Source organism: Allobosea sp. UC22_33 (assembly GCF_042700715.1).
In the GTDB taxonomy this organism is placed as follows: domain Bacteria; phylum Pseudomonadota; class Alphaproteobacteria; order Rhizobiales; family Beijerinckiaceae; genus Allobosea.
Window position 1 is genome coordinate 350,497 of the sequence record NZ_CP170556.1, and the last position, 23,858, is coordinate 374,354.

Annotated in this window: 25 protein-coding genes; 11 read left to right on the top strand and 14 right to left on the bottom strand. The window is 67.1% G+C overall.

Annotated features, from left to right (window positions below):
• Positions 1–9: 9 nt before the first annotated feature.
• The 4 genes from ACFJGT_RS01620 to pdxH form a co-directional block, all read right to left on the bottom strand.
• The gene (locus ACFJGT_RS01620; protein WP_306224024.1) at positions 10–282 is read right to left on the bottom strand and encodes a hypothetical protein; all 273 of its coding nucleotides are present in this window, start codon (positions 280–282) and stop codon (positions 10–12) included.
• A 182-nt stretch (positions 283–464) separates the two neighbouring features.
• Complete coding sequence (locus ACFJGT_RS01625; RefSeq protein WP_377845186.1) at positions 465–1,421, bottom strand: TIGR02301 family protein; 957 nt, start codon at positions 1,419–1,421, stop codon at positions 465–467.
• Positions 1,402–2,124: an SDR family NAD(P)-dependent oxidoreductase gene (locus ACFJGT_RS01630; protein ID WP_377848895.1), complete on the bottom strand. Its 723-nt coding sequence runs from the start codon at positions 2,122–2,124 to the stop codon at positions 1,402–1,404. Before ACFJGT_RS01630 ends, ACFJGT_RS01625 begins: the two co-directional genes overlap by 20 nt.
• A gap of 67 nt (positions 2,125–2,191) precedes the next feature.
• Positions 2,192–2,806 (bottom strand): pyridoxamine 5'-phosphate oxidase, encoded by a 615-nt coding sequence (gene pdxH / locus ACFJGT_RS01635; RefSeq protein ID WP_377845188.1) that lies wholly within the window; start codon positions 2,804–2,806, stop codon positions 2,192–2,194.
• Positions 2,807–2,932: 126 nt separating this feature from the next.
• Between pdxH and ACFJGT_RS01640 the strand changes: the two genes are divergently transcribed.
• From ACFJGT_RS01640 to ACFJGT_RS01660, 5 genes are all read left to right on the top strand, one after another.
• The gene (locus ACFJGT_RS01640) at positions 2,933–3,403 is read left to right on the top strand and encodes an RT0821/Lpp0805 family surface protein (RefSeq protein ID WP_377845191.1); all 471 of its coding nucleotides are present in this window, start codon (positions 2,933–2,935) and stop codon (positions 3,401–3,403) included.
• A 155-nt stretch (positions 3,404–3,558) separates the two neighbouring features.
• Positions 3,559–4,494: a DnaJ C-terminal domain-containing protein gene (locus ACFJGT_RS01645; RefSeq protein ID WP_377845194.1), complete on the top strand. Its 936-nt coding sequence runs from the start codon at positions 3,559–3,561 to the stop codon at positions 4,492–4,494.
• A 156-nt stretch (positions 4,495–4,650) separates the two neighbouring features.
• Positions 4,651–5,490, top strand: coding sequence for an enoyl-ACP reductase FabI (fabI, locus tag ACFJGT_RS01650; protein ID WP_112764453.1), 840 nt, complete (start codon positions 4,651–4,653; stop codon positions 5,488–5,490).
• 70 nt (positions 5,491–5,560) lie between these two features.
• Entirely contained in the window at positions 5,561–5,815 is a 255-nt protein-coding gene (locus ACFJGT_RS01655; protein ID WP_377845197.1) for an AbrB/MazE/SpoVT family DNA-binding domain-containing protein, read from the top strand.
• The gene (locus tag ACFJGT_RS01660) at positions 5,809–6,129 is read left to right on the top strand and encodes a type II toxin-antitoxin system PemK/MazF family toxin (protein ID WP_377845200.1); all 321 of its coding nucleotides are present in this window, start codon (positions 5,809–5,811) and stop codon (positions 6,127–6,129) included. The genes ACFJGT_RS01655 and ACFJGT_RS01660 overlap by 7 nt, the downstream gene beginning before the upstream one ends.
• Positions 6,130–6,142: 13 nt before the next feature.
• Here ACFJGT_RS01660 and folK read toward each other — a convergent pair whose 3' ends face one another.
• Genes folK through folP form a run of 3 tightly spaced genes read right to left on the bottom strand, consistent with a single transcriptional unit; the run spans position 6,143 to position 7,861 of the window.
• Positions 6,143–6,658: a 2-amino-4-hydroxy-6-hydroxymethyldihydropteridine diphosphokinase gene (gene folK, locus ACFJGT_RS01665; protein ID WP_377845201.1), complete on the bottom strand. Its 516-nt coding sequence runs from the start codon at positions 6,656–6,658 to the stop codon at positions 6,143–6,145.
• Positions 6,648–7,022 (bottom strand): dihydroneopterin aldolase, encoded by a 375-nt coding sequence (gene folB / locus ACFJGT_RS01670; RefSeq protein WP_377845204.1) that lies wholly within the window; start codon positions 7,020–7,022, stop codon positions 6,648–6,650. The genes folK and folB overlap by 11 nt, the downstream gene beginning before the upstream one ends.
• Positions 7,019–7,861: a dihydropteroate synthase gene (folP, locus tag ACFJGT_RS01675; protein WP_377845206.1), complete on the bottom strand. Its 843-nt coding sequence runs from the start codon at positions 7,859–7,861 to the stop codon at positions 7,019–7,021. Before folP ends, folB begins: the two co-directional genes overlap by 4 nt.
• A 140-nt stretch (positions 7,862–8,001) precedes the next feature.
• Between folP and ACFJGT_RS01680 the strand changes: the two genes are divergently transcribed.
• Both ACFJGT_RS01680 and ACFJGT_RS01685 read left to right on the top strand, forming a co-directional pair.
• Positions 8,002–8,598: a histidine phosphatase family protein gene (locus ACFJGT_RS01680; RefSeq protein WP_377845208.1), complete on the top strand. Its 597-nt coding sequence runs from the start codon at positions 8,002–8,004 to the stop codon at positions 8,596–8,598.
• A gap of 249 nt (positions 8,599–8,847) precedes the next feature.
• Entirely contained in the window at positions 8,848–12,867 is a 4,020-nt protein-coding gene (locus tag ACFJGT_RS01685; protein ID WP_377845211.1) for a Pls/PosA family non-ribosomal peptide synthetase, read from the top strand.
• A gap of 12 nt (positions 12,868–12,879) precedes the next feature.
• Here the strand turns inward: ACFJGT_RS01685 and ACFJGT_RS01690 are convergent, their stop codons facing one another.
• Both ACFJGT_RS01690 and ACFJGT_RS01695 read right to left on the bottom strand, forming a co-directional pair.
• Entirely contained in the window at positions 12,880–13,086 is a 207-nt protein-coding gene (locus ACFJGT_RS01690) for a helix-turn-helix domain-containing protein (protein WP_377845214.1), read from the bottom strand.
• Entirely contained in the window at positions 13,052–13,903 is an 852-nt protein-coding gene (locus ACFJGT_RS01695; RefSeq protein ID WP_377845216.1) for an AraC family transcriptional regulator, read from the bottom strand. The genes ACFJGT_RS01690 and ACFJGT_RS01695 overlap by 35 nt, the downstream gene beginning before the upstream one ends.
• 143 nt (positions 13,904–14,046) lie before the next feature.
• Here ACFJGT_RS01695 and ACFJGT_RS01700 point away from each other — a divergent pair, with 143 nt between their 5' ends.
• The 3 genes from ACFJGT_RS01700 (at position 14,047) to ribB (ending at position 17,845) form a co-directional block, all read left to right on the top strand.
• A complete protein-coding gene (locus ACFJGT_RS01700) occupies positions 14,047–15,123 on the top strand; it encodes an alpha/beta hydrolase family protein (protein ID WP_377845218.1) in 1,077 nt (358 codons plus the stop codon).
• A 121-nt stretch (positions 15,124–15,244) separates the two neighbouring features.
• Positions 15,245–16,363 (top strand): chorismate synthase, encoded by a 1,119-nt coding sequence (gene aroC / locus ACFJGT_RS01705; RefSeq protein WP_377845220.1) that lies wholly within the window; start codon positions 15,245–15,247, stop codon positions 16,361–16,363.
• Between the two features lie 201 nt (positions 16,364–16,564).
• Entirely contained in the window at positions 16,565–17,845 is a 1,281-nt protein-coding gene (gene ribB / locus ACFJGT_RS01710) for a 3,4-dihydroxy-2-butanone-4-phosphate synthase (RefSeq protein ID WP_377845223.1), read from the top strand.
• A gap of 16 nt (positions 17,846–17,861) precedes the next feature.
• Here the strand turns inward: ribB and ACFJGT_RS01715 are convergent, their stop codons facing one another.
• On the bottom strand, positions 17,862–18,791 hold the full coding sequence (locus tag ACFJGT_RS01715) for a histone deacetylase family protein (protein ID WP_377845224.1): 930 nt from the start codon (positions 18,789–18,791) through the stop codon (positions 17,862–17,864).
• Between the two features lie 222 nt (positions 18,792–19,013).
• Here ACFJGT_RS01715 and ACFJGT_RS01720 point away from each other — a divergent pair, with 222 nt between their 5' ends.
• Positions 19,014–19,610 carry a L,D-transpeptidase gene (locus ACFJGT_RS01720; protein ID WP_377845225.1) on the top strand — a complete coding sequence of 199 codons (597 nt, stop codon included), beginning with the start codon at positions 19,014–19,016 and terminating at the stop codon, positions 19,608–19,610.
• A gap of 139 nt (positions 19,611–19,749) precedes the next feature.
• Here the strand turns inward: ACFJGT_RS01720 and ACFJGT_RS01725 are convergent, their stop codons facing one another.
• From ACFJGT_RS01725 to ACFJGT_RS01740, 4 genes are all read right to left on the bottom strand, one after another.
• Positions 19,750–19,959, bottom strand: a complete 210-nt coding sequence (locus ACFJGT_RS01725) for a hypothetical protein (protein WP_377845227.1) — start codon at positions 19,957–19,959, stop codon at positions 19,750–19,752.
• A gap of 209 nt (positions 19,960–20,168) precedes the next feature.
• Positions 20,169–21,545 carry an aspartate aminotransferase family protein gene (locus tag ACFJGT_RS01730; RefSeq protein ID WP_377845229.1) on the bottom strand — a complete coding sequence of 459 codons (1,377 nt, stop codon included), beginning with the start codon at positions 21,543–21,545 and terminating at the stop codon, positions 20,169–20,171.
• Positions 21,546–21,841: 296 nt separating this feature from the next.
• Complete coding sequence (locus ACFJGT_RS01735) at positions 21,842–23,308, bottom strand: amidase (protein ID WP_377845231.1); 1,467 nt, start codon at positions 23,306–23,308, stop codon at positions 21,842–21,844.
• Between the two features lie 6 nt (positions 23,309–23,314).
• Complete coding sequence (locus ACFJGT_RS01740) at positions 23,315–23,779, bottom strand: MarR family winged helix-turn-helix transcriptional regulator (protein WP_377845233.1); 465 nt, start codon at positions 23,777–23,779, stop codon at positions 23,315–23,317.
• Between the last annotated feature and the right edge of the window lie 79 nt (positions 23,780–23,858).

Here is a 23,858-nt window from a genome sequence, read left to right on the forward strand (position 1 = left end):
CCAACCTGCTTAGTGGCGCGTGCCGCAGGTGAAGGCGCCGCAGCGCACCTTGTCGGCCAGCGTCTCGGCGAAGGTCGCGGTCGCGTCCTCGCCATAGGTCTCGACCAGCGTGCGGAGCGCCGCGAACAGGGCGGCATGCGCCATGGCGTCGGGATCGAGCCCGTCCTGCTGCGCCTCGTTGAAGGCGTCCTCGACATAGCCATAGGCCACGCGGCGGACGTCGCCGTGGTCGTCCTCGGCGAGATTCGGGTCGAGCATCGTGTCGTCTGGCTGGATCGGCATCGAAACGGGACTCTTGAGCCTTCTGTCTGACGCGAATCGCGGCGCTTGTGCTCCGGATCGCGACGTTTGGGCGATGCTCAAGACATAAGCCGTGCCAGAGCGGCACGCTACCGTGGCCTTTAAGAAAGGTTAACGCGACCGGGAAAATCCGGTGGAAGAAGCCTTACGGCAACAGCTGTTGCCTATCCGCCATAGCGCCCGGCGAGCGCCCGCGAAAGCGCTTCGCCCTCGGCCGCAAGTCGCGATGAGGCCTCCTGGCTCGCTTCGGTACAGGAGCGGTGGGTCAGGGAATAGGCCTTGAAACCGCGATTGAAGGCTGCGGTTAACCTGTCGCGCCGCTGCGGCGTCCGGCCCTCGGCCTCGATCAGAGCCGCCATCCGTGCCCGCCAGTCCTGCGCTTCCCGGCCGCCGCACAGCGTCCTGAGATAGGCGAGCGAGCCCATGATCTCGGAGAGCTGCAGGAGTTGCGGCTCATAGGGCGGGCCGGCCGGCTCCGGGGCAGGCTGCTCCGCCGGCTTGGCCGCGGGAGGTTTCGCAGCCGGCTGGGGTCTCTGCTGCGCCTCCGCCGCCATCGGCAGCAGCATGAGCGCGATCAGAAGTGCCGGATGGCGAAGCCTCATCGTCATGCGGGTACGCCCGTCGTGACGATCTGATGCGCACGGCGCAGCACGTCGCCGAGCTCGCGTGTCGTCTTGAGTTCCGCCGAGCTTGAGCGGATCGGCCCACATCACAGCGCCTGCCTCCGGCCCCGTGCGCGGCTCGCCGGAGAGCCATTCGCCGACGAAGGAGGCGACGACGAAATGGTGGGTCACGGCGCCCTTGGCGTCGCGCCCGAAGATCTCGACATGGCGGTTGAAGCCGAGGATGCGGGCGGTGACGCCGACCTCTTCCTCCAGCTCGCGCAGGGCCGCTTCCTCAAGCGTCTCGCCGGCCTCGACCTTGCCGCCCGGCAGCGACCAGAGCTGGTCGGCCGGCGGCTTCGTCCGTGTCGCCAGCAGCACCTTGCCGTCGCGGAAGACCGCGACGGAGGCCGCCAGCACCGGCCGCGCCGCGGCCCGGCCGGGCGTCGGAAAACGGATGACCTGGCCGCCGTCCTCGCTCATCTTGCCGACGCGCGGGTCAAACGTGCTGCCCGCCATTGATGTGCAGTTCCGAGCCGGTGACATAGCTCGAAGCGTCCGTGCAGAGGAAATAGATCGCCTTGGCGACCTCGTCGGTCTTGCCCAGGCGCTTCATCGGCAGGGTCGCGACGATCTTCTCGGTGCCGGGCGAGAGGATGGCGGTATCGATCTCGCCCGGCGAAATCGAGTTCACGCGGATGCCGAACGGCCCGAAATCGGCCGCCATCTCGCGCGTCAGGCTGGCGAGCGCCGCCTTCGAGGTCGCATAGGCCGCCCCCGCGAAGGGATGGACGCGCGAGCCGGCGATCGAGGTGACGTTGACGATCGCGCCCTTCGCCACGGTGAGCTCGTCGAGCAGGCCGCGCGCCAGCATGATCGGCGCGAAGAAATTGACCTGGAAGACCTTGTGCCAGTCGTTGAACGAGGTGGTGGCGGCGCCGAGCCGCTCGCCATTGCGCCCCTTCGGCGAGATGCCGGCATTGTTGACCAGAGCATTGAGCTTGCCGCCTTCGGCGGCGAGCCGCTTCTTGATCTCGGCGATGCCGCGCATCGTGTCCTCGGGGTCGCCGAGGTCGATCTGGATATGATCGTCGGCGCCCGACGGCCAGGGGCATTTGTCGGAGAAGGCCTGGCGCGAGCAGGACAGGATGCGCCAGCCCGCCATGGCGAACTGCATCACCGTGGCATGGCCGATGCCGCGGCTCGCCCCGGTCAGCAGCATGACCGGGCGCTTGCCGGCTTCAGTCTTCGGGAAATCGAACTTGGGCATCGCCATGGGGCTGATTTCCTCAGGGGTAGAAGCGCGTCTTCGTCCAGGGCGCGTCGGACGCGTCGCGGCGGAAGATGATGCGGTCATGCAGACGGAAGGCGCCGTCGCGCCAGAACTCGATATAGGTCGGGTTGATGCGAAAGCCGCGCCAGTAGGCCGGGCGCGGAATCTCGCCGATGCCGAATTTGAGCGTATAGCTCGCCACCGCCTTTTCCAGCGCGAAGCGGCTCTCCAGCGGGCGCGACTGCTGCGAGGCCCAGGCACCGATCCGGCTGTCGCGCGGACGGGACTGGAAATAGGCATCCGATTCGGCATCGCTCACCAGCGCGACCGTGCCGCGGATGCGGATCTGCCGGCGCAGGCTCTTCCAGTGAAACAGGGCGGCGGCCTTGGGCTGGCCGATGAGTTCCTGGCCCTTCTGGCTTTCGGTGTTGGTGTAGAACACGAAACCATCCGGATCGTGGCCCTTGAGCAGCACCATGCGGCTGTTCGGCATGCCCTCGGCATCGACGGTGGAGAGCGCCATGCCGGTGGGGTCGTTCGGCTCGGACTTGGTCGCCTCGTCCAACCACTTCTGGAACAAGGTGAAAGGCTCGTTTTCCTCGGTGAAGTCACCGCTCGTTAACGGTTGCACGTTCTAATCCTCGATCAGTGGAAGTGGGGCGTTGGGCGAGCGCAAAAAGTGATCCGGGTTCAGTCGGCTGGTTTATATAGGGCAGGCGCGGGGGCGTTCCAAAGCCTCAACCGTTGCGCAGCCCCCATGCGCCCGCTGGCTGCCGCCGTGCTGTTGGCCGTGTTCAGCGCGGGCTGCTCGGTCTCCTTTCCGATTCTCGGCCTGTCCAGCAAGAGCGAGGACGAGATCGCCGCGACATCGGCGATGACGACCTCGTCGGTCCTGCCGGCCCGTGGCGGCGATCATGCCGGCCCGCTCGCCAGCCTGGCGGCGGACCTCGGGCCGGAGGACATGCGCCGCGCCGACGGGGCGATGGGCGTTGCGCTCGATCCCCAGGGCAACGGCGCCGCCGTCTCCTGGGACAATCCCCAGAGCGGCATCAAGGGCTCCTTCATACCCGTAGGCGGCCCGTTCCTGCGCTCCGACGAGATCTGCCGCGCCTTCATCGCCAGCGTCCAGACGCAGGCCCGGCCGGTCAAGCTGCAGGGCACGGCCTGCCGTCCTTCGGGCGGCGACTGGGCGGTCAAGGACATGGGCCCCTGGAAGGGCCTGAGCTAGGACTTTTCACGCCGCTTGCTTCGCCACCGGACCGGGTGCAAAACGCCCCTGAGCAGGTGTTGCGCACGCGCCACACCGCCCCCACATAGGGCGGGACGGACGGCTGGCGGCTTCTGACGCTGGGCGTTCGATTTTGCGTGGAAACGAGGTTTTGGATGCGCGATCCCTATCAGGTTCTGGGCGTCGCCCGCGGCGCGAGCGATGCGGAGCTGAAGAAGGCTTTCCGCAAGCGCGCCAAGGAGCTGCACCCGGACCGCAACCGGGACGATCCCAAGGCGCAGGACAAGTTCTCCGAACTCAACACCGCCTATGAGATCCTGGGCGACGAGACCAAGCGCAAGCAGTTCGACCGCGGCGAGATCGATGCCGAGGGCAAGCCGCGCTTCCAGGGCTTCGAGGGCATGGGCGCCGGCCGGGGCGGGCGCAGCGGCGGCTTCGAGTTCAATTTCGGCCAGGGCGGCGGCCATCCCTTCGGCGGTCGCGCCGGTCCGGGCGGCGGAGCGGGGGAGGCCGGCTTCGACGCATCCGACATCTTCTCCTCGCTCTTCGGCGAGGCCGGCCGGCGCGCCCGTGGCAAGCCCGAGCCGCAGAAGCCGCCGGAGCAGAGCTTCACGCTCGAGGTCACGCTGGCGCAGGCCACGACCGGCGGGACGCGTCGCGTCAAGCTGCCGGGCGGGCGCGAGGTCGAGATCACGATCCCCGAGGGGGTGAGCGACGGCAAGGTGATGCGCCTGCGCGGGCTCGGCCAGACCGATCCGTTCTCGGGCGAGGCCGGCGACGTGATGATGACCATCAAGGTCAAGCCGGATTCCCGCTTCATCGTCGACGGCAACGACCTGCGCACCCGCGTCGCGGTGCCGCTCGCCAGGGCCGTGCTCGGCGGGCCGCTGCATGTGCCGACGCTGACCGGCGCGGTCGAGATGAACATCCCGCCGCTGACCGGCACGGCCCGGCAGTTCCGCCTGCGCGGCAAGGGCCTCAAGGGCGAGAAGGGCGCGGTCGGCGATCTCTTCGTCGCCATCGATATCGAGATGCCGGCGAGCGATGCGGAGTTGACGGCGCTGATGAAGGCGCGCGACGAAGCCAAGTAAGCCGGCTTGGGTGCCCGCACGGCCGAAAATCGGGTCGTGCAGGCTGCCGATGGCGCTTCCATGCGTGATTCTGCCGTGGAGGCGGGCATCAAAGCGGTTCCCGTTTCCCTGCGACTGTTCTAAGAGACCTGCTCGTCATTCATCTGCGGGTTTCCCATGCCTGATTCCAACGCCGTTTCGCCGACCGCCAATCTCCTCAAGGGCAAGCGCGGCCTCGTGATGGGCGTCGCGAACAACCGGTCCATCGCCTGGGGCATCGCCAAGGCTGCGGCGGACGCGGGTGCGGAACTCGCCTTCACCTATCAGGGCGACGCGCTGAAGAAGCGGGTCGAGCCGCTCGCCAAGGAACTCGGCGGCCATGTCGTCGGCCATTGCGACGTCACCGACGGCGCCACGATCGACGCGGTCTTCGCCGAGGTCGAGAAGCTCTGGGGCAAGCTCGACTTCGTCGTCCACTGCATCGCCTTCTCGGACAAGGACGAACTGACCGGCCGCTATGTCGAGACCACCGAGGCGAACTTCTCCAAGTCGCTGCTGATCTCCTGCTACTCCTTCACGGCGATCACCCAGCGCGCCGAGAAGCTGATGCCGGATGGCGGCTCGCTGCTGACGCTGACCTATTACGGCGCCGAGAAGTGGATGCCGCATTACAACGTCATGGGTATCGCCAAGGCCGCGCTGGAATCGAGCGTGCAGTATCTCGCCGCCGATCTCGGACCCTCGAAGATCCGCGTCAACGCGATCTCGGCCGGCCCGATCAAGACGCTGGCGGCTTCCGGAATCGGCGATTTCCGCTACATCCTGCGCTGGAACGAGTACAACTCGCCGCTGCGCCGCACGGTGACCATCGAGGAGGTCGGCGAGACCGCGGTCTTCCTCGTCTCCGACATGTCGCGCGGCATCACCGGCGAGATCATGCATGTCGACGCCGGCTACCATGTCGTCGGCATGAAGGTGCCGACCGCGCCGGACATCACCCTCGACAAGGGCGAGTGAGACCGATTCTGGTTATAACATTGTTGTAACCAGCCGGCGCGGCGCGTATATTGGCCTCCTGGAGGAAGCAATGCGCAGCGCCGTCAAGAAAATCGGCAATTCGGCGGGCATCGTCATTCCGAAGCCCCTTCTGGCCGAGATCGGTGCCAAGGCTGGCGACGGTGTCGAACTCACCGTCGAGCAGGGTCGTATCATCATTGAGCCCGTGCAGACACGGGCACGCGAAGGCTGGGCCGAGGATGCGAAGCGCATCGCCGAAGCAGGCGATGATGCGCTGGTCTGGCCGGAATTCGGCAATGCCGAGGATGCCGAGCTGACATGGTGAATCGCGGCGACATCTGGCTCGCCACGCTCGACCCGACGGTCGGCAGCGAAATCCAGAAGACGCGGCCCTGTCTCATCATCTCGCCACCGGAAATCCACGACCATCTGCGCACGGTCATCGTTGCGCCCATGACCTCCAAAAGCCGTCCGGCCGGCTTCAGGATTCCGATCTCCTTTCAGGGCACCGATGGATTGGTTCTGTTGGAGCAGAGCCGCACCCTCGACAAGACACGGCTGATCAAGCGGCTGGGATCGGCTCCACCGGCAACGCTCAGCCGTGTTCTGGCTGTTCTGCGCGAGCTCTACGAGGACTAGCTTGCCCGGCGGCTCACGCCGCCAGCAGTGCCTTCAACCGATCCGTCGCGGCATCGTCGCGGCGGATCGTTTCGTCTGTGGCGGCTGCCAGCAGCTCTGTAACGCTGCGCCCGCCGATCAGGCGCTGCGGCAGGATCTCGGCCAGCGGCGTCAATACGAAGGCGCGTTCGGGAATGCGCGGATGCGGGATCTGCAACCGGGCCTGATCGATGATCGCATCGCCATAGGTCAGGATGTCGATATCGAGCGTGCGCGGCCCCCAGCGTTCGCGGCGCTCGCGGCCGCCGGCGCGCTCCAGATCGAGGCAGAAGGCGAGCAGGTCCGCCGGTTGCAGCGAGGTCTCGACCAGCGCGGCCATGTTGAGGAATTCCGGCTGGTCGGTCTTGCCCCAGGGCGGCGTGCGATAGATCGAGGACAGCCGGCCGAGCGCCACCTTGGAATGCCCGCGCAGCCCCTTCAGCGCCGCGGCGAAGGCCGCGACGGGGTCGCCGATATTGCCGCCGAAGGCGAGTGCGGCCTCAACCTTCACGCTGGAACCTCAACTGGATGCCGACCGAGCCGAGCGTCGCCGGGATCGGCGGCGCGGGCTTGCGCAGCGTAACCTCGACGCTCGTAAGGGGAGGGAAGGCGTCGAAAAGCGCCAGCGCGACGGCCCGGGCAGCGCCTTCCAGCAGATGATACCGGCTGGCCGTGAAGACCTCTGCGACGATCGCGACGGCGCGGCCGTAATCGACCGTGTCGGCCAGGCGGTCGCTGGCGGCGGCGGCGCGCAGGTCGGCGTCGAGCACGAGGTCGAGCACGAAGCGCTGGCCGAGCCGCTCCTCTTCCGAGAAGAAGCCGTGATAGGCGTAGATATCGAGTTTCTCGATCAGGATGCGGCCGGTTTCGCTCACGGGTCTGCTTTCATGCTGTCTTCGATGGCCGCCCAGGTCTTCAGCGCGTCGATATGCGGGGCGACGTCATGGGCGCGGATGATGGCGGCGCCGCGGCTCGCGCCATAGAGATGTGCGGCGATGCTGGCGGCGAGCCGTTCGGCCGGAACCTCCCGGCCGGTGATGCGTCCGAGCGTCGATTTGCGGGAGGCGCCGAGCAGGACCGGGCAGCCGAGCACGGCGAGCCGGTCGAGATGGCGGATCAGGTCGAGATTCTGCCTGATCGTCTTGCCGAAGCCGATGCCGGGATCGACGACGATCTGGCCCAGCGGCACGCCGGCTTGCGTCGCGATCGCGATCGAGCGTTCGAGGAAGCGCAGCACCTCATCGAAGATGTCGATGGAGGCATCGATGCTCTCGCGGTTATGCATCAGGATGATCGGCGCGCCGGCCCGCGCCGCGACCTCGGCAATGCGGGGATCGCGCTGGGCGCCCCAGACGTCGTTGACGATCGCAGCGCCGGCCGCGAGCGCCGCTTCCGCCACCTCGGCCTTGTAGCTGTCGATCGAGATCGGCGTATCGACCCTGGCCTTCAGTCCGGCGATGACCGGCAGCACGCGCGCCATCTCGGTTTCGGCATCGACCGTGGCATGGCCGGGCCTCGTCGATTCGCCGCCGATATCGACGATGGCCGCGCCCTCTGCCGTGAGGCGCACGCCATGGGCGATCGCCGCTTCGGCGTTCTTCAGCAGCCCACCATCCGAGAACGAATCGGGCGTGACATTGACGATGCCCATGACGAGCGGCGTCGTGGGAAGCGTCAGGCTGCGGCCGTCGGGCAGGGTGAGAACAGGGGACATGCGGTTCCGCGGGTGATCGAGCAAGGGCGCTATACACAGGCCGTGTAAATTCGGCCACAGAAAGCGGCCGATTGTCGCCATCGACGGAAAGCGCGGGGAAGAGCTTTGACCCTTTCGGTGCCGGCGTGCAGAAGCGAGACATGGTTCCGCTCTCGCTGCCTCATCGCCTCATCCTCGTCCGCCATGGCGAAACCGACTGGAATCGGGAGGGCCGCCTGCAGGGCGGGCAGGACATTCCGCTGAACGAGCTCGGCCGCCGCCAGGCCGCCGAAGCTGCCGGCCGGCTGAAGGCGCTGGAACCTGCCTATGCCGATCTCGACTATATCGGCTCGCCGATGCAGCGGGCGCGCGAGACCATGGACATCCTCCGGCGCGAACTTGCGCTGCCGGCCGGCGAATACCGCATCGATGACCGCCTGCGCGAATTGACCTTCGGCGAGTGGGAAGGCTTCACCTGGCGCGACATCCGCAAGGCCGAGCGCGAGCAGGCCCATCTGCGCGAGCGCGACAAGTGGGGCTTCGTGCCGCCGGGCGGCGAAAGCTACCGCATGCTGGCCGATCGCGTCCGTCCGGTTCTCGAGGAACTCAAGCGCGAGACGGTGATCGTCAGCCATGGCGGCGTGGCGCGGGCCATTCTGGCGCTGGTCGGGGCGGTGGCGCCGCGCGAGGCCTCGATGGTCGAGATCTGGCAGGGCAAGCTGCTCGTCGTCAGCGGGAACAAGGCCGACTGGCTCTGAGTTTGCTCGTAGTCGGGTCGTGATGGCCTGGGCGGCATTCATGCCAGGTTCACGCGTGATTCTGCAGGGAGAATATGCTAGCGAGGCTGCGTGATGCGGCGGCCGGCCCGGCCGGGGGCTCATGCGGATGTCGCGAAGCGGGAGCGACGATTCCGGTTTTCTTCACGAGGTGCGTGTTAGCGCATCGCACGGCCGAAGGCAGGGTCTGCCGCGGCATCAGCGACGGGCCTTTCAGCGCAGCGGGGCGCGATGAACGATATGACGAAGCTGTCGGCGGCGTCTGACGCGGCTGCCGCCAACACTCTTGCCATGCTGGCGGGCGAGAAGCGTCCCGATTTGATTCGGGACGAGGTGCTGGCCGAGATTTTCGCGGCCACGGTCGCGACCCGTCCCGATCATCCCGCGCTCACCGATCTCTCGCGCCGCCTCAGCTATGCCGAGGTCTGGGCGCAGGCCGGGCGTCAGGCGCGGGGCCTCCAGCTCGCCGGCATCGGCCCCGGCGACATGGTCGGCCTGTGGATGCCGCGCGGCATCGATCTCCTCGTCGCGCAGATCGCGATCACGCGCGCGGGCGCCGCCTGGATTCCCTTCGATGCGGAGGCGCCGGTCGAGCGCATCGCGACCTGCCTCGACGATGCCCAGGCCAAGGGCATCGTCACCTGCGCCGGCTGGTCCGGCCGGGCCGAGGCGACTGAGCGCACCGTCTGGACGCCCGAGGGCCTTGCAGCTGGCGCCGATGGCACGGAACCGCCGACGCGTCCCGCAGGCCTGACCCCGGATCATCCGGCCTATCTGATCTACACCTCGGGCTCGACGGGCACGCCCAAGGCGATCGTCATCAGCCATCGCAATATCTGCCATTTCCTGCGCTCCGGGAACGCGGTCTACGGCTTCGGGCCGGATGATGTTGCGTTCCAGGGTGCCTCGGTCGCCTTCGACCTGTCGATGGAGGAGATCTGGACGCCCTATCTCGTCGGCGCGACGCTGTTCGTCGCCTCGCCCGAGATGATGGGCGATGCCGAGAAGCTGCCTGACATCCTGAACGAGGCCGGCGTCACCATCATCGACACCGTGCCGACCTTGCTCGGCATCCTGCCGGCCGACGTGCCCTCGCTGAAGCTGATCCTGCTCGGCGGCGAGGCCCTGCCGCCGGCGATCGTGCAGAAATGGTCGAAGCCCGGCCGCCGCATCCTGAACACCTACGGCCCGACCGAGGCGACGGTGGTCGCGACCGCAGCCGAGGTCGTCCCCGGCGAGACCGTGACCATCGGCAAGCCGATCCCGAACTACACGGCCTATGTCGTCAGCGAGGATATGCGCCTCGTCCAGCCGGGCGAGCAGGGCGAATTGCTGATCGGCGGCCCCGGCGTCGCCAAGGGCTATCACGGCCGCCCTGAGCTGACGGCCGAGAAGTTCATCGCCAATCCCTTCGCGGGCGTCGCCGGCGGGGGCGATCCGATCCTCTACCGCTCGGGTGATGCCGTCAGCCTCGACGCTGACGGCAATATCGTCTTCCACGGCCGCATCGACGACCAGATCAAGATCCGCGGTTTCCGCGTCGAACTCGGCGAGATCGAATCCAAGCTTGCCGACGAGCCCGGCGTCGCCCAGGCGGCGGTCGTGCTGCGCACCGATGACGGCATCGAGCGCCTCGTCGCCTTCGTCGTGCCCGAGCCCGGCGTCGCGGTCGACGGCCCGGTGTTGCGGGCCGCGCTCCGCGAGAAGCTGCCGCCCTATATGGTGCCGGCGCATTTCGAGGCGGCGGGCTCGCTGCCGCGCATGGTCTCCGGCAAGGTCGACCGCAAGATGCTGAAGGCGGCGCCGCTGACGGCGCCGAGCGCCGATGGCGAGCAGGAGCCGCCGCGCAACGCGACGGAAGCCGCGCTACTCGAGGCGGCGAAGCGCGTGCTCGGTACGGCCAGCCTGCCGCTGGAGGCCGATTTCTTCATCGATCTCGGTGGCCATTCGCTGCTGGCGGCCCGCTTCATCTCGATCGTGCGCGAGACGCCGGCCTATGCCGGCATCACGCTGCAGGACGTCTATGCCGCCCGCAATTTGCGTGGGATGGCGGCACTCCTCGACGAGCGAGGCGTCGCCGAAGCCGAGGACCTCTCCTTCACGCCGCCGCCCTTGCTGCGGCGCTTCCTCTGCGGCCTTGCGCAGGCGGCGGCACTGCCGGTCATCATCGGCCTTGCGACGGCGCAATGGCTCGGCGTCTTCGTCACCTACATGATCCTCTCGGGCGAGGACCTGCCGCTGCTCGGCCAGATCGCGGCGCTGCTTGGCGTCTATGTCGCGATCATCGTCGTGACCGGCCTGATCGCCATCGCGCTCAAATGGCTGGTGCTCGGCCGCACCAAGCCAGGCGTCTACCCGCTCTGGGGCGTCTATTACTTCCGCTGGTGGTTTGCCGCCCGCGTCGCCGGGCTCGTCCATATCAAATGGCTGCAGGGCACGCCGGTGATGCGCTTCTACTGGCGCCTGCTCGGCGCCAGGGTCGGTCGCGACGTCATCATCTCCGATTACGAGGCCGGCGCCATCGACCTGATCGAGATCGGCGACGGCACCAGCTTCGGCTCCAAGACCACCTTCGCCAATGGCGAGGCGATCGGCGACAAGCTGATCATCGGCCGCATCACCATCGGCAAGGACGTCTCGGCCGGCGCCTCCGTCGTGCTCGGCCACGATTCGGTGATAGGCGACCACGCCGAAATCGGCGACCTGACCGCCATTCGGCCCGGCGCCCATGTCGGCGAGGCGGAGATCTGGGACGGCACGCCCGCCCGCAAGATCGGCATGGTCGATGTCGCCGCGCTGCCGCCGCAGGCCGAGGCCTCGCCCGGCCGCCGCGCGCTGCTGACCTGTTTCTACATCCTGATGCTGGTGGTGCTGCCGCCGGTCAGCCTGCTGCCGATCTTCCCGGCCTTCTGGCTGTTCGACAAGATCGACTACTTCATCGCCGGCTGGACCGATATCAGCTATCTCTGGTTCCTGCCGATCCTGACCTGGCCGACCGCGATCGGCCTGATCGCCTTCACGGTGCTGCTGATGGCGGGCCTGCGCTGGGCGATCCTGCCGCGCGTGACCTCGGGCTCCTGGTCGATCCATTCCGGCTTCTACGCCCGCAAATGGACGGTGGCTTTGGCGACCGAGGTGACGCTGGAGACGCTCTCCTCGCTCTTCGCCACCATCTACATGCGCGCCTGGTACCGGCTGATGGGCGCCAGCATCGGCAAGGGCGCGGAAATCTCGACCAATCTCTCCGGCCGCTATGACCTCACCGGCATCGGCGCCGGCAACTTCATCGCCGACGAGGTCGTCTTCGGCGACGAGGACATGCGCCGCGGCTATATGCGCCTCGACGCGACGCGCACCGGCGACCAGGTCTTCGTCGGCAACGACGCGGTGGTGCCGCCCGGCGCCGTCATCCCCGATCGCGTGCTGATCGGCATCAAGTCGAAACCCCCCGCCAATGACCGCATGCAGCCGGGCGACACCTGGTTCGGCTCGCCGCCGATCCGCCTGCCGACGCGGCAGAAGGTCGATCTCGGCGCCGACTGGACCTACAAGCCCTCCTTCGCCAAGCAGTTCGGGCGCGGCCTGTTCGAGGCGCTGCACACCTCCTTCCCGGCGATGCTGTTCATCACCTTCGGCACGATCGCGGTCGACATGGTCTTGCAGCAGCGCATCAACGAGGGCGACTGGATCGGCCTCGTGCTCTCCTTCATGGGCGTGGCCGTCGCGATCGCCGTGGTGCAGGCGCTGATCTGCGCCGCCGTCAAATGGCTGATGATGGGCGTCTACAAGCCCGTGATGAAGCCGATGTGGTCGTGGTGGGCGATGCGCACCGAGGCGGTGGCGGTGATGTATTGGGGCCTCGGCGGCAAGGTCCTGTTCGACTATCTGCGCGGCACGCCGTTCCTGCCCTGGTTCCTGATGCTGTTCGGCGCGAAATACGGCAAGGGCGTCTGGCTCGACTCGACGGATATCACCGAGTTCGACTGCATCCGGGTCGGCGATTTCTGCACGGTCAACGCCCATTCGGCGCTGCAGACTCATCTCTATGAGGACCGGGTGATGAAGGTCGGCCGTGTCAGGCTCGGCAAGGGCGTCTGCGTCGGCGCGGGCGCGACCGTGCTCTACGACACCCATGTCGGCGACTACGCCCAGATCGGCCTGCTCACCGTCATCATGAAGGGCGAGAACCTGCCGGCGCATACGCGCTGGGAGGGCGCGCCGGCGGCGCCGGCGAAGGCGCCGGCGCACTGACACGCCGGCGGTTCAGTCGGAGGCCGACGGGCAGTTCCGATCGCGCCATGCCGCCGGGCTCAGCCCGGTCACGCGACGGAACTCCCGGTTGAAATTCGACTTGGTCTGAAACCCGGCCTCCAGCATCGCCATCGTCACCGAGCGTTTCGCCGGCAGCAGCCGGCAGGCCTCCGCGACTCGAAAATCATTGATGTATTGCGAGACGTTCTTGCCGGTCATCCGGTTGACTGCTCGGGAGATCTGCCGGCTGGGGACGCCGGCCCGGCGTGCCAGCCGCGATAATGTCAGATCCTCCTCGAAGAAAGAGCTTCCTTTCCTCAAGGAGGCGTTCGATGCGTCCTAGCATCTCCCTGTCCTGCTCCACCGTAGCGGCCGACAGATCGGCCTCGGGGGTGGGTTCGGCGGAAACCTCGGCGCGAGCGGCGATCGCCGCCGTGACGCCGATGCAGAACAGTCCCAGTAGATTCGCGTTGCCGGCGATGAAGGCGGCATGCCGCCCCCGCGCCCATTCGAAATCCAGGAAGATGATCAAGTCGATCGCGGCCGACAGGCACAGCGAAGCCGCCGCGACGAGCATCGCCCGATGGGCGGGGCCGGCGGCGTCGAGACGCGCCTCGTCCAACCCGTCGGGGCCGAGGCGGCCGAGCCGCAACAGCGCCCCCGCATAGGCGACGAACAGGGCAGCCAGCGCGGCATCGATGAGCCGAGGTGCCAGGAACAGCAGCCCGGCCATCATTGCGGGCGGAAGTACCCAAAATCCTACGGCCACCGTGCCGTCCGGCTCGTCTCGATGCACCAGCTTGCGGAAACTGGCCAGGACCAGCGGCGGCAGGCAGGCGGCACAGACCGGCAACAAATAGCGTATCGCGGCGATGTCGTAACCCCAGCGCATGCCGACGAGGAACGACTGCAAGGCGCTGAGACCGATGAGCAGGAGAAACGGAGCGTTCACCCGCCGCTCGGATTGGCTCAGGAGCATCGCGAGTAGGATCAGCAGCAGCAAGGCGGCGACGAAAGGCAAGGGAACGAAGATCATGAGCGTCAAGGCATCGGGATGAGGAGATTTGGCCGATCGTGGCCCGGATCGCGATCGGAAACGACCTCGATCGCGATCGAGAACGCGCCGGCCCGTCCGATAGGCGACGATTTCTCTGTGCTTTTAGCCATCGGAGAATCGTTATGTCCATGTTGCGAGCCCTGTCCGCCGCGCTCCTCGCCACCGGCCTCGTCACCCCGTGCTTGGGCGATGTCGGTATGCGCCAGCTGGTCATCCCTGCCGACGAACATGGCCGCCAGCTATCCGTCACCCTCTGGTATCCGTCCGCGCCCGGCGGCCAGCCGGTGCTGGTAGGCGATAACGGCTTGTTCAAGGGCACGCCCGTGATGCGCGACGCTCCCCAGGCTGAGGGACGCTTTCCGCTCGTGCTGCTGTCGCATGGCTCTGGAGGCAGCGCTCAGGCCATGAGCTGGCTTGCCACGGAGCTCGCCGAGGCCGGCTTTATCGTGGCCGGCCCGGACCATCCGGGCACGACATCGGGGGATTCCACCCCGGCCGACACTCCGAAGCTGTGGCAGCGCAGGCAGGATCTGTCCGCGGTTGCGGATCGGCTGATCACCGACCCGCAATGGCGCGTTCGCGTCGATGGCGACAGGATCGGCGTCGTCGGCTTCTCGCTCGGCGGCGCCGCCGCCATGAGGATCGCCGGCGCCCGCACTACGCTGGAAGCCTATGCCCGGTATTGCGACGCCCAAACCCGATGGGATTGCGCCTCGTATGCCGGCGGCATCGGCTTTGTGAACGGGGCCAGCAAGAAGGTCGACAAGGTGAACCTGCGTGCGGTCGATCGCGCACTGTTCGAGCAATCGGACCGTGACCCCCGTATCAAGGCCGCGGTCATGGTCGATCCCGGTCTGGCCCAGGCCTATGACGAACGAAGCCTCGCCGAGGTCGCCATTCCCATGAGCTTCGTCAATCTCGGCGCTCCCACGACCATTCCTCCCGGCGTCGTCGCCGATCAATTGGCGTCCCAAACGCCGAAAGGGACTTATGCGACCGTGACCGGCGCCCATCACTACAGCTTCCTGCCGGAGTGCAAGGACGGGGCCGCCGAGATGTTGCGCTCCGAAGGAGAAGAGGAGCCCCTGTGCGGGGAACCCGGCGAGCGTTCGCGCAAGGACATCCATTCCGAATTGGCGCGTCTCATTCGGACGGCGCTGCGACAAGGTCTCGGCCCGGCCATCCCCGCGACCCGCTGACGCTTCGGCGCGCCGTCCCGATCAGTGATGTCTCACGCCCATCGCTGATCGGCGCGGTCGCGCGCTTTCGCCCCGGCCGGTTACCGCTTATGAGGGCAGGATCGGTTCCGCAGGCACGCTCATGTCCCACAACAGTTTCGGCCATCTCTTCCGCGTCACCACCTTCGGCGAGAGCCATGGGCCCGCCATCGGCTGCGTCGTCGACGGCTGCCCGCCGCTGCTCCCGTTGACCGAGGCCGACATCCAGGGCGATCTCGACCGCCGCCGGCCGGGCCAGTCGCGCTTCACCACGCAGCGCCAGGAGCCGGACCAGGTCCGCATCGTCTCCGGCGTCTTCGCCCGCGAGAGCGACGGCGTACAGGTGACGACCGGCACCTCGATCGGGCTGATGATCGACAATGTCGACCAGCGCTCGAAGGATTATTCCGACATCAAGGACAAGTACCGGCCAGGCCATGCCGATTTCACCTATGACGTGAAATACGGCATCCGCGACTATCGCGGCGGCGGTCGCTCCTCCGCGCGCGAGACGGCGATGCGCGTCGCCGCCGGCGCCATCGCCCGCAAGGTCGTGCCCGGCATGATCGTGCGCGGCGCCCTCGTCCAGATGGGGCCGCACAAGATCGACCGCGCCAACTGGGACTGGGAGGAGGTCGGCCGCAACCCGTTCTTCTGCCCCGATGCCAAGGCTGCCGCCTTTTTCGAGGGTTATCTCGACGGCATCAGGAAGTCCGGCTCCTCGATCGGTGCCGTGCTGGAGATCGTAGCCGAGGGCGTGCCGGCGGGCCTGGGCGCGCCGATCTACGCCAAGCTCGATGCGGAGATCGCCTCGGCACTGATGAGCATCAATGCGGTCAAGGGCGTCGAGATCGGCGAGGGTTTTGGCGCGGCCGAACTCTCCGGCGAGGAGAATGCCGACGAGATGCGCGCCGGCAATGACGGCAAGCCGCTCTTCCTCTCCAACCATGCCGGCGGCATCCTCGGCGGCATTTCGACAGGCCAGCCGATCGTCGCCCGCTTCGCCGTGAAGCCGACTTCCTCGATCCTGGCGACCCGCGCGACCGTGACCCGCACCGGCGGCGAGGCCGAAATGTTCACCAAGGGCCGCCACGACCCCTGCGTCGGCATCCGCGCCGTGCCGGTCGGCGAGGCGATGGTCGCCTGCGTATTGGCCGACCAGTATCTGCGTCACCGCGCGCAGGTCGGCGTCGTCGAGCCGCGCTGGCCGTTCCAGGAGTGACATCGCCGTCATTCTCGGGCGAAGCGAAGCGCAGACCCGAGAATCTCTGGCTGAAATGGGCTCTGGTACGAGAGCCTTCCTGGTCATGAGATGCTCGGGGCAAGCCCGAGCATGATGCACCAAAGAGTTTGCATTTCAGCAATACTGAAAATGCATCGCTGATTCATTGATAATGAAATGTCGTCGTATTAGCTTCACGGCATGAAGCTCGACGTCTGGCTCCGGCAGAACAAGATCGCACGCAGCACCTTCGCCAGGCAGGTCGGCCTGTCGCCGGCCAGCGTGACCGCGCTCTGCAACGACCCGGCCGCCTGGATCTCCCGCGAAAGCGCCGAGCGCATCACCGCCGCCACCGGCGGCACCGTCACCCCCAATGATTTCCTCGGCCTGTCAGGGCCGCGCGAGGCTGCCATGTCCAACAATGTCGCAGAGACCATCGAAGCCTTCGCCCGCGGCGAGATCGTCATCGTCACCGATGACGATGATCGCGAGAACGAGGGCGATCTCATCGTCGCCGCCTCGCTCTGCACGCCGGAGAAGATGGCCTTCATCATCCGCAACACCTGCGGCATCGTCTGCGCGCCTTTGACCGCGAGCGAGGCCCGGCGCCTGCGCCTCGACCCGATGGTCTCCTCGAACGATGCCCCGCTCGGCACGGCCTTCACCATCACCGTCGACGTCAAGCACGGGCTGACCACCGGCATCTCGGCCGAGCAGCGCACCAACACGGTGCGCGCGCTCGCCAACGGCAATATGGGCGCCGCCGATTTCGTCCGCCCGGGCCATGTCTTTCCGCTGATCGCCAAGGACGGTGGCGTGCTGATGCGCTCCGGCCATACTGAGGCGGCGGTCGACCTGTGCAAGCTCGCCGACCTCCCGCAGGTCGGTGTCATCTGCGAACTCGCCAATGACGACGGCACGGTGATGAAGGGCGCGCAGATCACCGCTTTCGCCGAAAAGCACGGCCTCAAGCAGATCACCGTTGCGGACCTGATCGCCTATCGCCAGCTGCGCGAGAAGCTGGTCGAGCGCGTGCATTCCTTCCCGGTCAAGACCGCGTTCGGCGACGTCACTGGCCATGTCTATGTCACGCCTTTCGACAGCACCCAGCATTTCGCCTTCGTGATGGGCAAGCTCGGCGATGGAGACAAGGTGCCGGCCCGCCTGCACCGCGCCGATGTGGTCGCCGACGTGCTCGGTGGCGCCAGCTCGATCCAGTGCGCGCTGCGCCGCTTCCAGCAGGAAGGCAAGGGCGTGCTGATCTATCTGCGCGACGGCAGCGCCGGCGTGCCGATCAAGCCCGTCGACGACGAGAACTCCGACGCCCTGCGCAGCCAGCAATGGCGCGAGGTCGGCCTGGGCGCGCAGATCCTGCGCGATCTCGGCGTCCGCTCGATCATCAATCTCGCCTCCTCGCCGCGCTCCTTCGTCGGCCTTTCCGGCTTCGGCATCGAGATCGCCGAGACGTCGCCGCTGGAATAGGCGGCAGGCCCGGCGCTCAGCCCTCCATCAGCGCCGAGACATGGGCGGCGGTCGATTTCGCGAGAGCGTCGAGATCGTAGCCGCCCTCCAGCACCGAGACGATCCGGCCGCCGGCATGGCGGTCGGCCACCTCCATCAGCTTTTGCGTCGCCCAGGTGAAATCGGCCTCGCGCAGGTTGAGATCGGCGAGCGGGTCGCGCCAATGCGCATCGAACCCGGCCGAGATCACCACGAGATCGGGGCGGAACGCATCGAGCCGCGGCAGGATCGCGGTCTCGAAAGCGTCGCGGAACTCGTCTGAGCCGTCGCCTGCTCGCAAGGGGACATTGACGATCGTGCCTTGCGTGCCGCGCTCCGAGGCCGCCCCGGTGCCGGGGTAGAGCGGCATCTCGTGGACGGAGGCGTAGAGCACGCTGGCATCGTCCCAGAAGATGTCCTGCGTGCCGTTGCCGTGATGGACGTCCCAGTCGACGATGGCGACGCGCTGGGCGCCGTGCGCCTTCTGCGCATGGCGGGCCGCGATCGCGGAATGGTTGAAGAAGCAGAAGCCCATGGCGCGCTCGCGCTCGGCATGATGGCCGGGCGGGCGCATCGCGACGAAGGCGTTGCGCGCCTTGCCGGCCATCACCTCGTCCACGGCCGCGACCGCGCCGCCGACGCCGCGCAAAGCCGCTTCCATCGTGCCGGGCGACATCAGCGTGTCCGCATCGACCTGCACGAACCCGGCCGCGGGCACGGAGGCGATGAGCGCCTGCGCGTAGGATACAGGATGACACAGCGCGACCTGGTCGAGCGTGCCGAGCGGCGCCTCCAGCCGAATCAGTGCCGCGAAACGCTCGGCCTCCAATGCGTGCTCGACGGCTTTCAATCGGTCTGCGCATTCGGGATGCCCCGGCGGCATCGCATGTCGAAGGCCGGCTGGATGGGTGAAGAACAGGGTCGTCAAAGTCGGTTATCCACGCGCTGGGGCAGGCTGCAGGACAATGCGTGGCTGGTTTGCCACGCATTGTGGCCTTCCGACGGCCATTTGGGGAACCGGATTGCACGATGGTCGTTTGAGGCCTAGTGCTTCGCCGAGCCGCCGCTTGTGGGGAAGCGCTCTGGCGATACGAAGCGTTAACGTTCGATTCATCATAAAGGCTGCCTTCGGGTCGGCTGGGTGGAGGCTATGAAGAAGACCGTTTTCGTTGCACTGGCACTGTCCGCCCTGCTGGGCGCCTGCCAGTACAAGAGCGTCAGCGCGCCGGAGCTGTCAGCCCGTGATGCGGAATATATTGCGCTCGTCCCCAAGTTCGACACCTACCTGCCCTATCTCCCCTACGAGATCAGCGATCCGACCGGGCAGCCGCCGGGCACGGTCTATGTCGATACGAAAGAGAAGTTCCTCTATCTCGTCCTGCCGAACAAGAAGGCGATCCGCTACGGCGTCGCCACCGGTGACGAGGCTTTTGGCTGGACCGGCGAGGCCGTGGTGCAGCGCAAGGCCGAATGGCCGCGCTGGACGCCGCCGGCCGAGATGGTCAAGCGCTGGCCGCATCTGAAGCCGGTTGCCGGCGGCATGAATGGCGGGCCGGAAAACCCGCTCGGCGCCCGCGCGCTCTATCTCTACCAGAACGGCCACGACACGCTCTACCGCATCCACGGCACCAACGAGCCGGAGACGATCGGCCGCTCGGCCTCATCCGGCTGCATCCGGATGCGCAACATCGACGCGATCGACCTCTTCAACCGCGTGCCGGTCGGCGCGAAGGTCATCGTGGTCTGATCGATCAGACGGCTAATCCAGAATGTTCGAGCGGGCGGCCTTCGGGCCGCCCGTTTTCGTTTGGGCGCCCTCAGCCCAAGAAAAGGCCGGTGGGAGCAAGCTCCGCACCGGCCAAGTCATGGGTCTCGAAGGGGAGGTTTCAGTCGTAGAAACCGTGGCGGAGAACGCCGGGCAAATCGGCCTGACGTGCATCACCGTGCTGCTTCAACGCAGGCGGTGCCTGTCGGGTTCCCGCGGCGACCGCCCGAATTGCGATCGGGCGGAAGCGGGAGGCATAGGTCGCCCGCGCCGTGGCGTCGTGGAACCCCTTGCGGGCCGGTGCCGGGGAATGGGCGTCGCGTTGAAACATGGTTCCTGACTCGTCTGAAGCGACCTCGTGCCGGCGGCTCGCGCCTGCCGACCTCTCCTGTCTGACGGCGGATCGGGACGGCGCTGGGGCGCGTCTGTGATCTGTTCATGGCGTTTTCGGGCGGCGATCTCCGATTTCGCCATATTGCTGAACAGCAAAAGGCCGGGCGTCGCCGCCCGGCCTTTCGTGGTTCCGCAATGCCGGCGATGTCAGGCCAGCAAGCCTTCGGCCTTGGCCCAGTTCAGGGTCTTGTCGAGGGCGCGCTCGCAGCGGTTGAACATTTCCTCGATCTCGGCCTCGTTGATCACGAGCGGCGGGCAGAAGGCGAGGCGGTCGCCCATGGCGCGGGTGATGAAGCCCTCTTCCAGCGCATAGGCCACGGCCTTGGCGCCGACGCCCTTCTTGGTCTCGAAGGAGGCCTTGGTCTGCTTGTCCTTGACCAGCTCGGCGCCGCCGATCAGGCCGACGCCCTTGGCCTCGCCGACGAGCGGATGCTCGTTCAGTTTGATCAGGCGGCGCAGGAAGGTCGGCGAGACCTTCTCGACATGCTCGACGATTCTGTCGCGCTGGTAGATCTCCAGCGTCTTCACCGCGACGGCGCAGCCGACCGGATGGCCGGCATAGGTGTTGCCGTGGCCGAAGGTGCCGATCTTGCGGCTCTGGTCGACCAGAACGTCATAGATCTTGTCGTTCATCATCACGGCGCTGAGCGGGAAATAGGCCGAGGTGATCTGCTTGGCGAGCGAGATCGAGTCGGCGTTCAGCCCATAGGTCTCGGTGCCGAACATCTTGCCGGTGCGGCCGAAGCCGGTGATGACCTCGTCCGAGATGAACAGGATGTCGTACTTGGCGAGCACGGCATTGATCTTCTCGAAATAGCCCTCCGGCGGGATGATCGCGCCGCCGGCGCCCATCACCGGCTCGGCGATGAAGGCGGCGACCGTGTCCGGCCCCTCGCGCAGGATCATCTCTTCGAGTTCGGCGGCAAGGCGCGACGAGTAGTCCTGCTCGCTCTCGCCCGGCTCGGCGAAGCGGTAGTGGTGCGGGCAGGAGGTGTGCAGGATGCCCGGCAGCGGCAGGTCGAAATCGATATGGTTGTTCGGCAGGCCGGTCAGCGAGGCCGAGGCGACGGTGACGCCGTGATAGCCCTTCAGCCGCGAGATGATCTTCTTCTTCTGCGGGCGGCCGAGCGCGTTGTTGAGATACCAGACGATCTTGACCTGGGTGTCGTTCGCGTCGGAGCCCGACGCGCCGTAGAACACCTTGGAGATCGGAACCGGAGCGATTTCCTTGAGCTTCTCGGCCAGCTCGATCGCCGGGTCATGGCTGCGCCCGCCGAAGATATGGGTGAAGGGCAGCTTCTTCATCTGCTCATAGGCGGTCTCGACCAGTTCCTGGTTGGAATAGCCGAGCGAGGTGCACCACAGCCCCGCCATGCCCTCGATATATTCCTTGCCCGAGGAGTCGTAGACATAGATGCCCTTGCCGCTCTCCAGGATCAGCGGGCCCGTCTGCCGATGCGTGGCGAGGTTGGTATAGGGATGGACGAGGGTCTCGATATCCCTGACGGCGACATTCGACAGCATGATGGGCTCCCGGTTCTGTTTAATATTCTTGCCAGTGTAAGCTGAACTGACCGCAAATGTTGAGCGATTTTGGCGCAGGGGACGGTAGACTCTGCCGCAGGGCGAGCGAAACGGAAAGGGTTCGCGCGGAGCGGGCGTAGCGTGTGTCTCCAGGCCCGAATGTGTGACGGTTTCGGATGAAAGCGCGCGTCATCCCGGACGAAGCGAAGCGGAGATCCGGGATCCATCGTAGAGTGCGACACCATGCGATGGATCCCGGGGCAAGCCCGGGATGACGGTCGTGTTTCCGCGCGAAGTCACGACCGCGGAAGTGGCGGCGGCATGAAACGCCCGCCCAGCTCTTCCAGCATCGCGCCGACGGCGATGGCGGTCCGGTCCTCGCCGAAGGGCGCGATGATCTGGACGCCGAGCGGCAGACCCTCGCGCGAACGCATGACCGGCGCGGACAGGGCCGGCAGGTCGGCGCCCGTCGCGAGCGAGGCCCAGAGCAGGAAATCGAGATAGGGCCGCTCCTCGCCGTTCACGATCAGCCGCCGCGCATGGATATCCGGGCCATGGTCATGCGGGATCGCGGCGACCGGGGCCGGCGGGCAGAGCACCACGTCGTAACGGGAAAAGAAGCTGGCCCATTGCCGCTTCTGGGTGCGGCGGCGCTGGTCGATCTGCTGGTAGAAGCCGGGTGTCATCCGGGCGCCGCGCGCCTGCAGGGCCTGATGCGACAGGTCGTTGGGGCTGAAGCGCGAGGCCTGCGCCTGGATGCGGGCGCGCACCTTGGGCGGCAGGCCATAGGCGACGACGGCATGATTCAGGAGAGCATAGACCTCGAAGGCATCGGCGAAGCGGACAGAGGGCCTAGCGGTCTCGTCGACGATTGCACCGGCCTCGGCCAGACGACGCGCCGCCTCGCGCACGGCATCCGACACCTCCCGGTCGACCGGCGCGAAGGGATCGACAGCCCAGAGCGCGACGCGCAGGCCTTTGGCGCTGGGCCGGCGCGGCTCGGGCAGAGGCGCGGAGGGGAGGGCGGTGTCGCGCGGCCCGGCGATCACCGGCAGGATCAGGTCGAGGTCCTCAGTCGCGCGGGTGATCGGGCCGGCGACCATCAGGTCGACATTGCGCAGCGTGCGTCGCTCGGGCGGCGGTGGGATCGCACCCCAGGTCGAGACCAGTCCCCAGCTCGTCTTGAGCCCGAAGACGCCGCAAGCATGCGCCGGCCAGCGGATCGAGCTGCCGAGATCGGAGCCGAGCTCGAAGGCGCTCATGCCGGTCGCGACCGCGACCGCGGCACCGCCCGAGGAGCCGCCGGGCGAGCGCGTCTCGTCCCAGGGATTGTTGGTCACGCCATGGGCCGGGTTGTAGCTCTGGAAATCGCCGGAGAAGACCGGGACATTGGTCTTGCCGATGATGACCACACCGGCGGCCCGCAACCTTGCGACGGGGGCGGCGTCTTCGGTGGGAACGCGCTCGCGATAGGCTGGCAGACCGCCGGAGGAGGGCAGGCCGGCGACGTCGAAGGCATCCTTGATCGTGATCGGCAGCCCTTCGAGCGGGCGGGCGGTGCCATTGGCGAGGCGCGCATCCGAAGCTTTCGCCATCGCGCGGGCGGCCTCGCGATCCTGCGCCACGATGGCGTTGAGGCGCGGGTTCAGCGCATCGATGCGGGCGAAGGTCGCCTCAAGGAGATCAGAGGCGCTGAAGCGGCGGGCGAGCAGCGCTTGACGCAAGGTCGTGGCGGAGGCGGTCAGGTCGATGCCGTCAGCCATGCCCGGTCACTCGGCATCGGCGGCGCGGGCGAGATCGCGCCAGGCCAGCACGAGCCGGTCGAGCTCGGCGAGGTCGTCCGGCCCGAGCTTGCCGAGCGTGCTGGCGACGAATTCGCGCTGGGCGGCGATGCCGGCTTCGGCGAGGCGGCGGCCTTCCGGCGTCAGGTGCATCGCATAGGAGCGTCGGTCGCCGGCGATGGCGCGGCGCTCGACCAGCCCGGCCTGCACCAGCCGGTCGACGAGGCCCGAGACATTGCCTTTGGTGACATAGAGCTTCTCGGCCAGTTCGCTCTGGCTGATGCCCTCCTGCTCGGTCAGGGTCGAGAGCAGATCGAATTGCGGAATCGAGAGGCCAAGCGTGCGGATGCGCCCCGTCATCTGCATCAGCATGCGCTGGTGCAGCCGCATGAAGCGGAACCAGACCCGGTCCGGTTCCGTCACGGCCGGCTGAACGGCTTTCGCTGCGGTCATGGCGTTTCCCCCCGCTCTTGAAGGATCAGGCCTAAACCATCTCGTGCGCGCAGGCGAGCCTTCGATCGGATGACTTCCC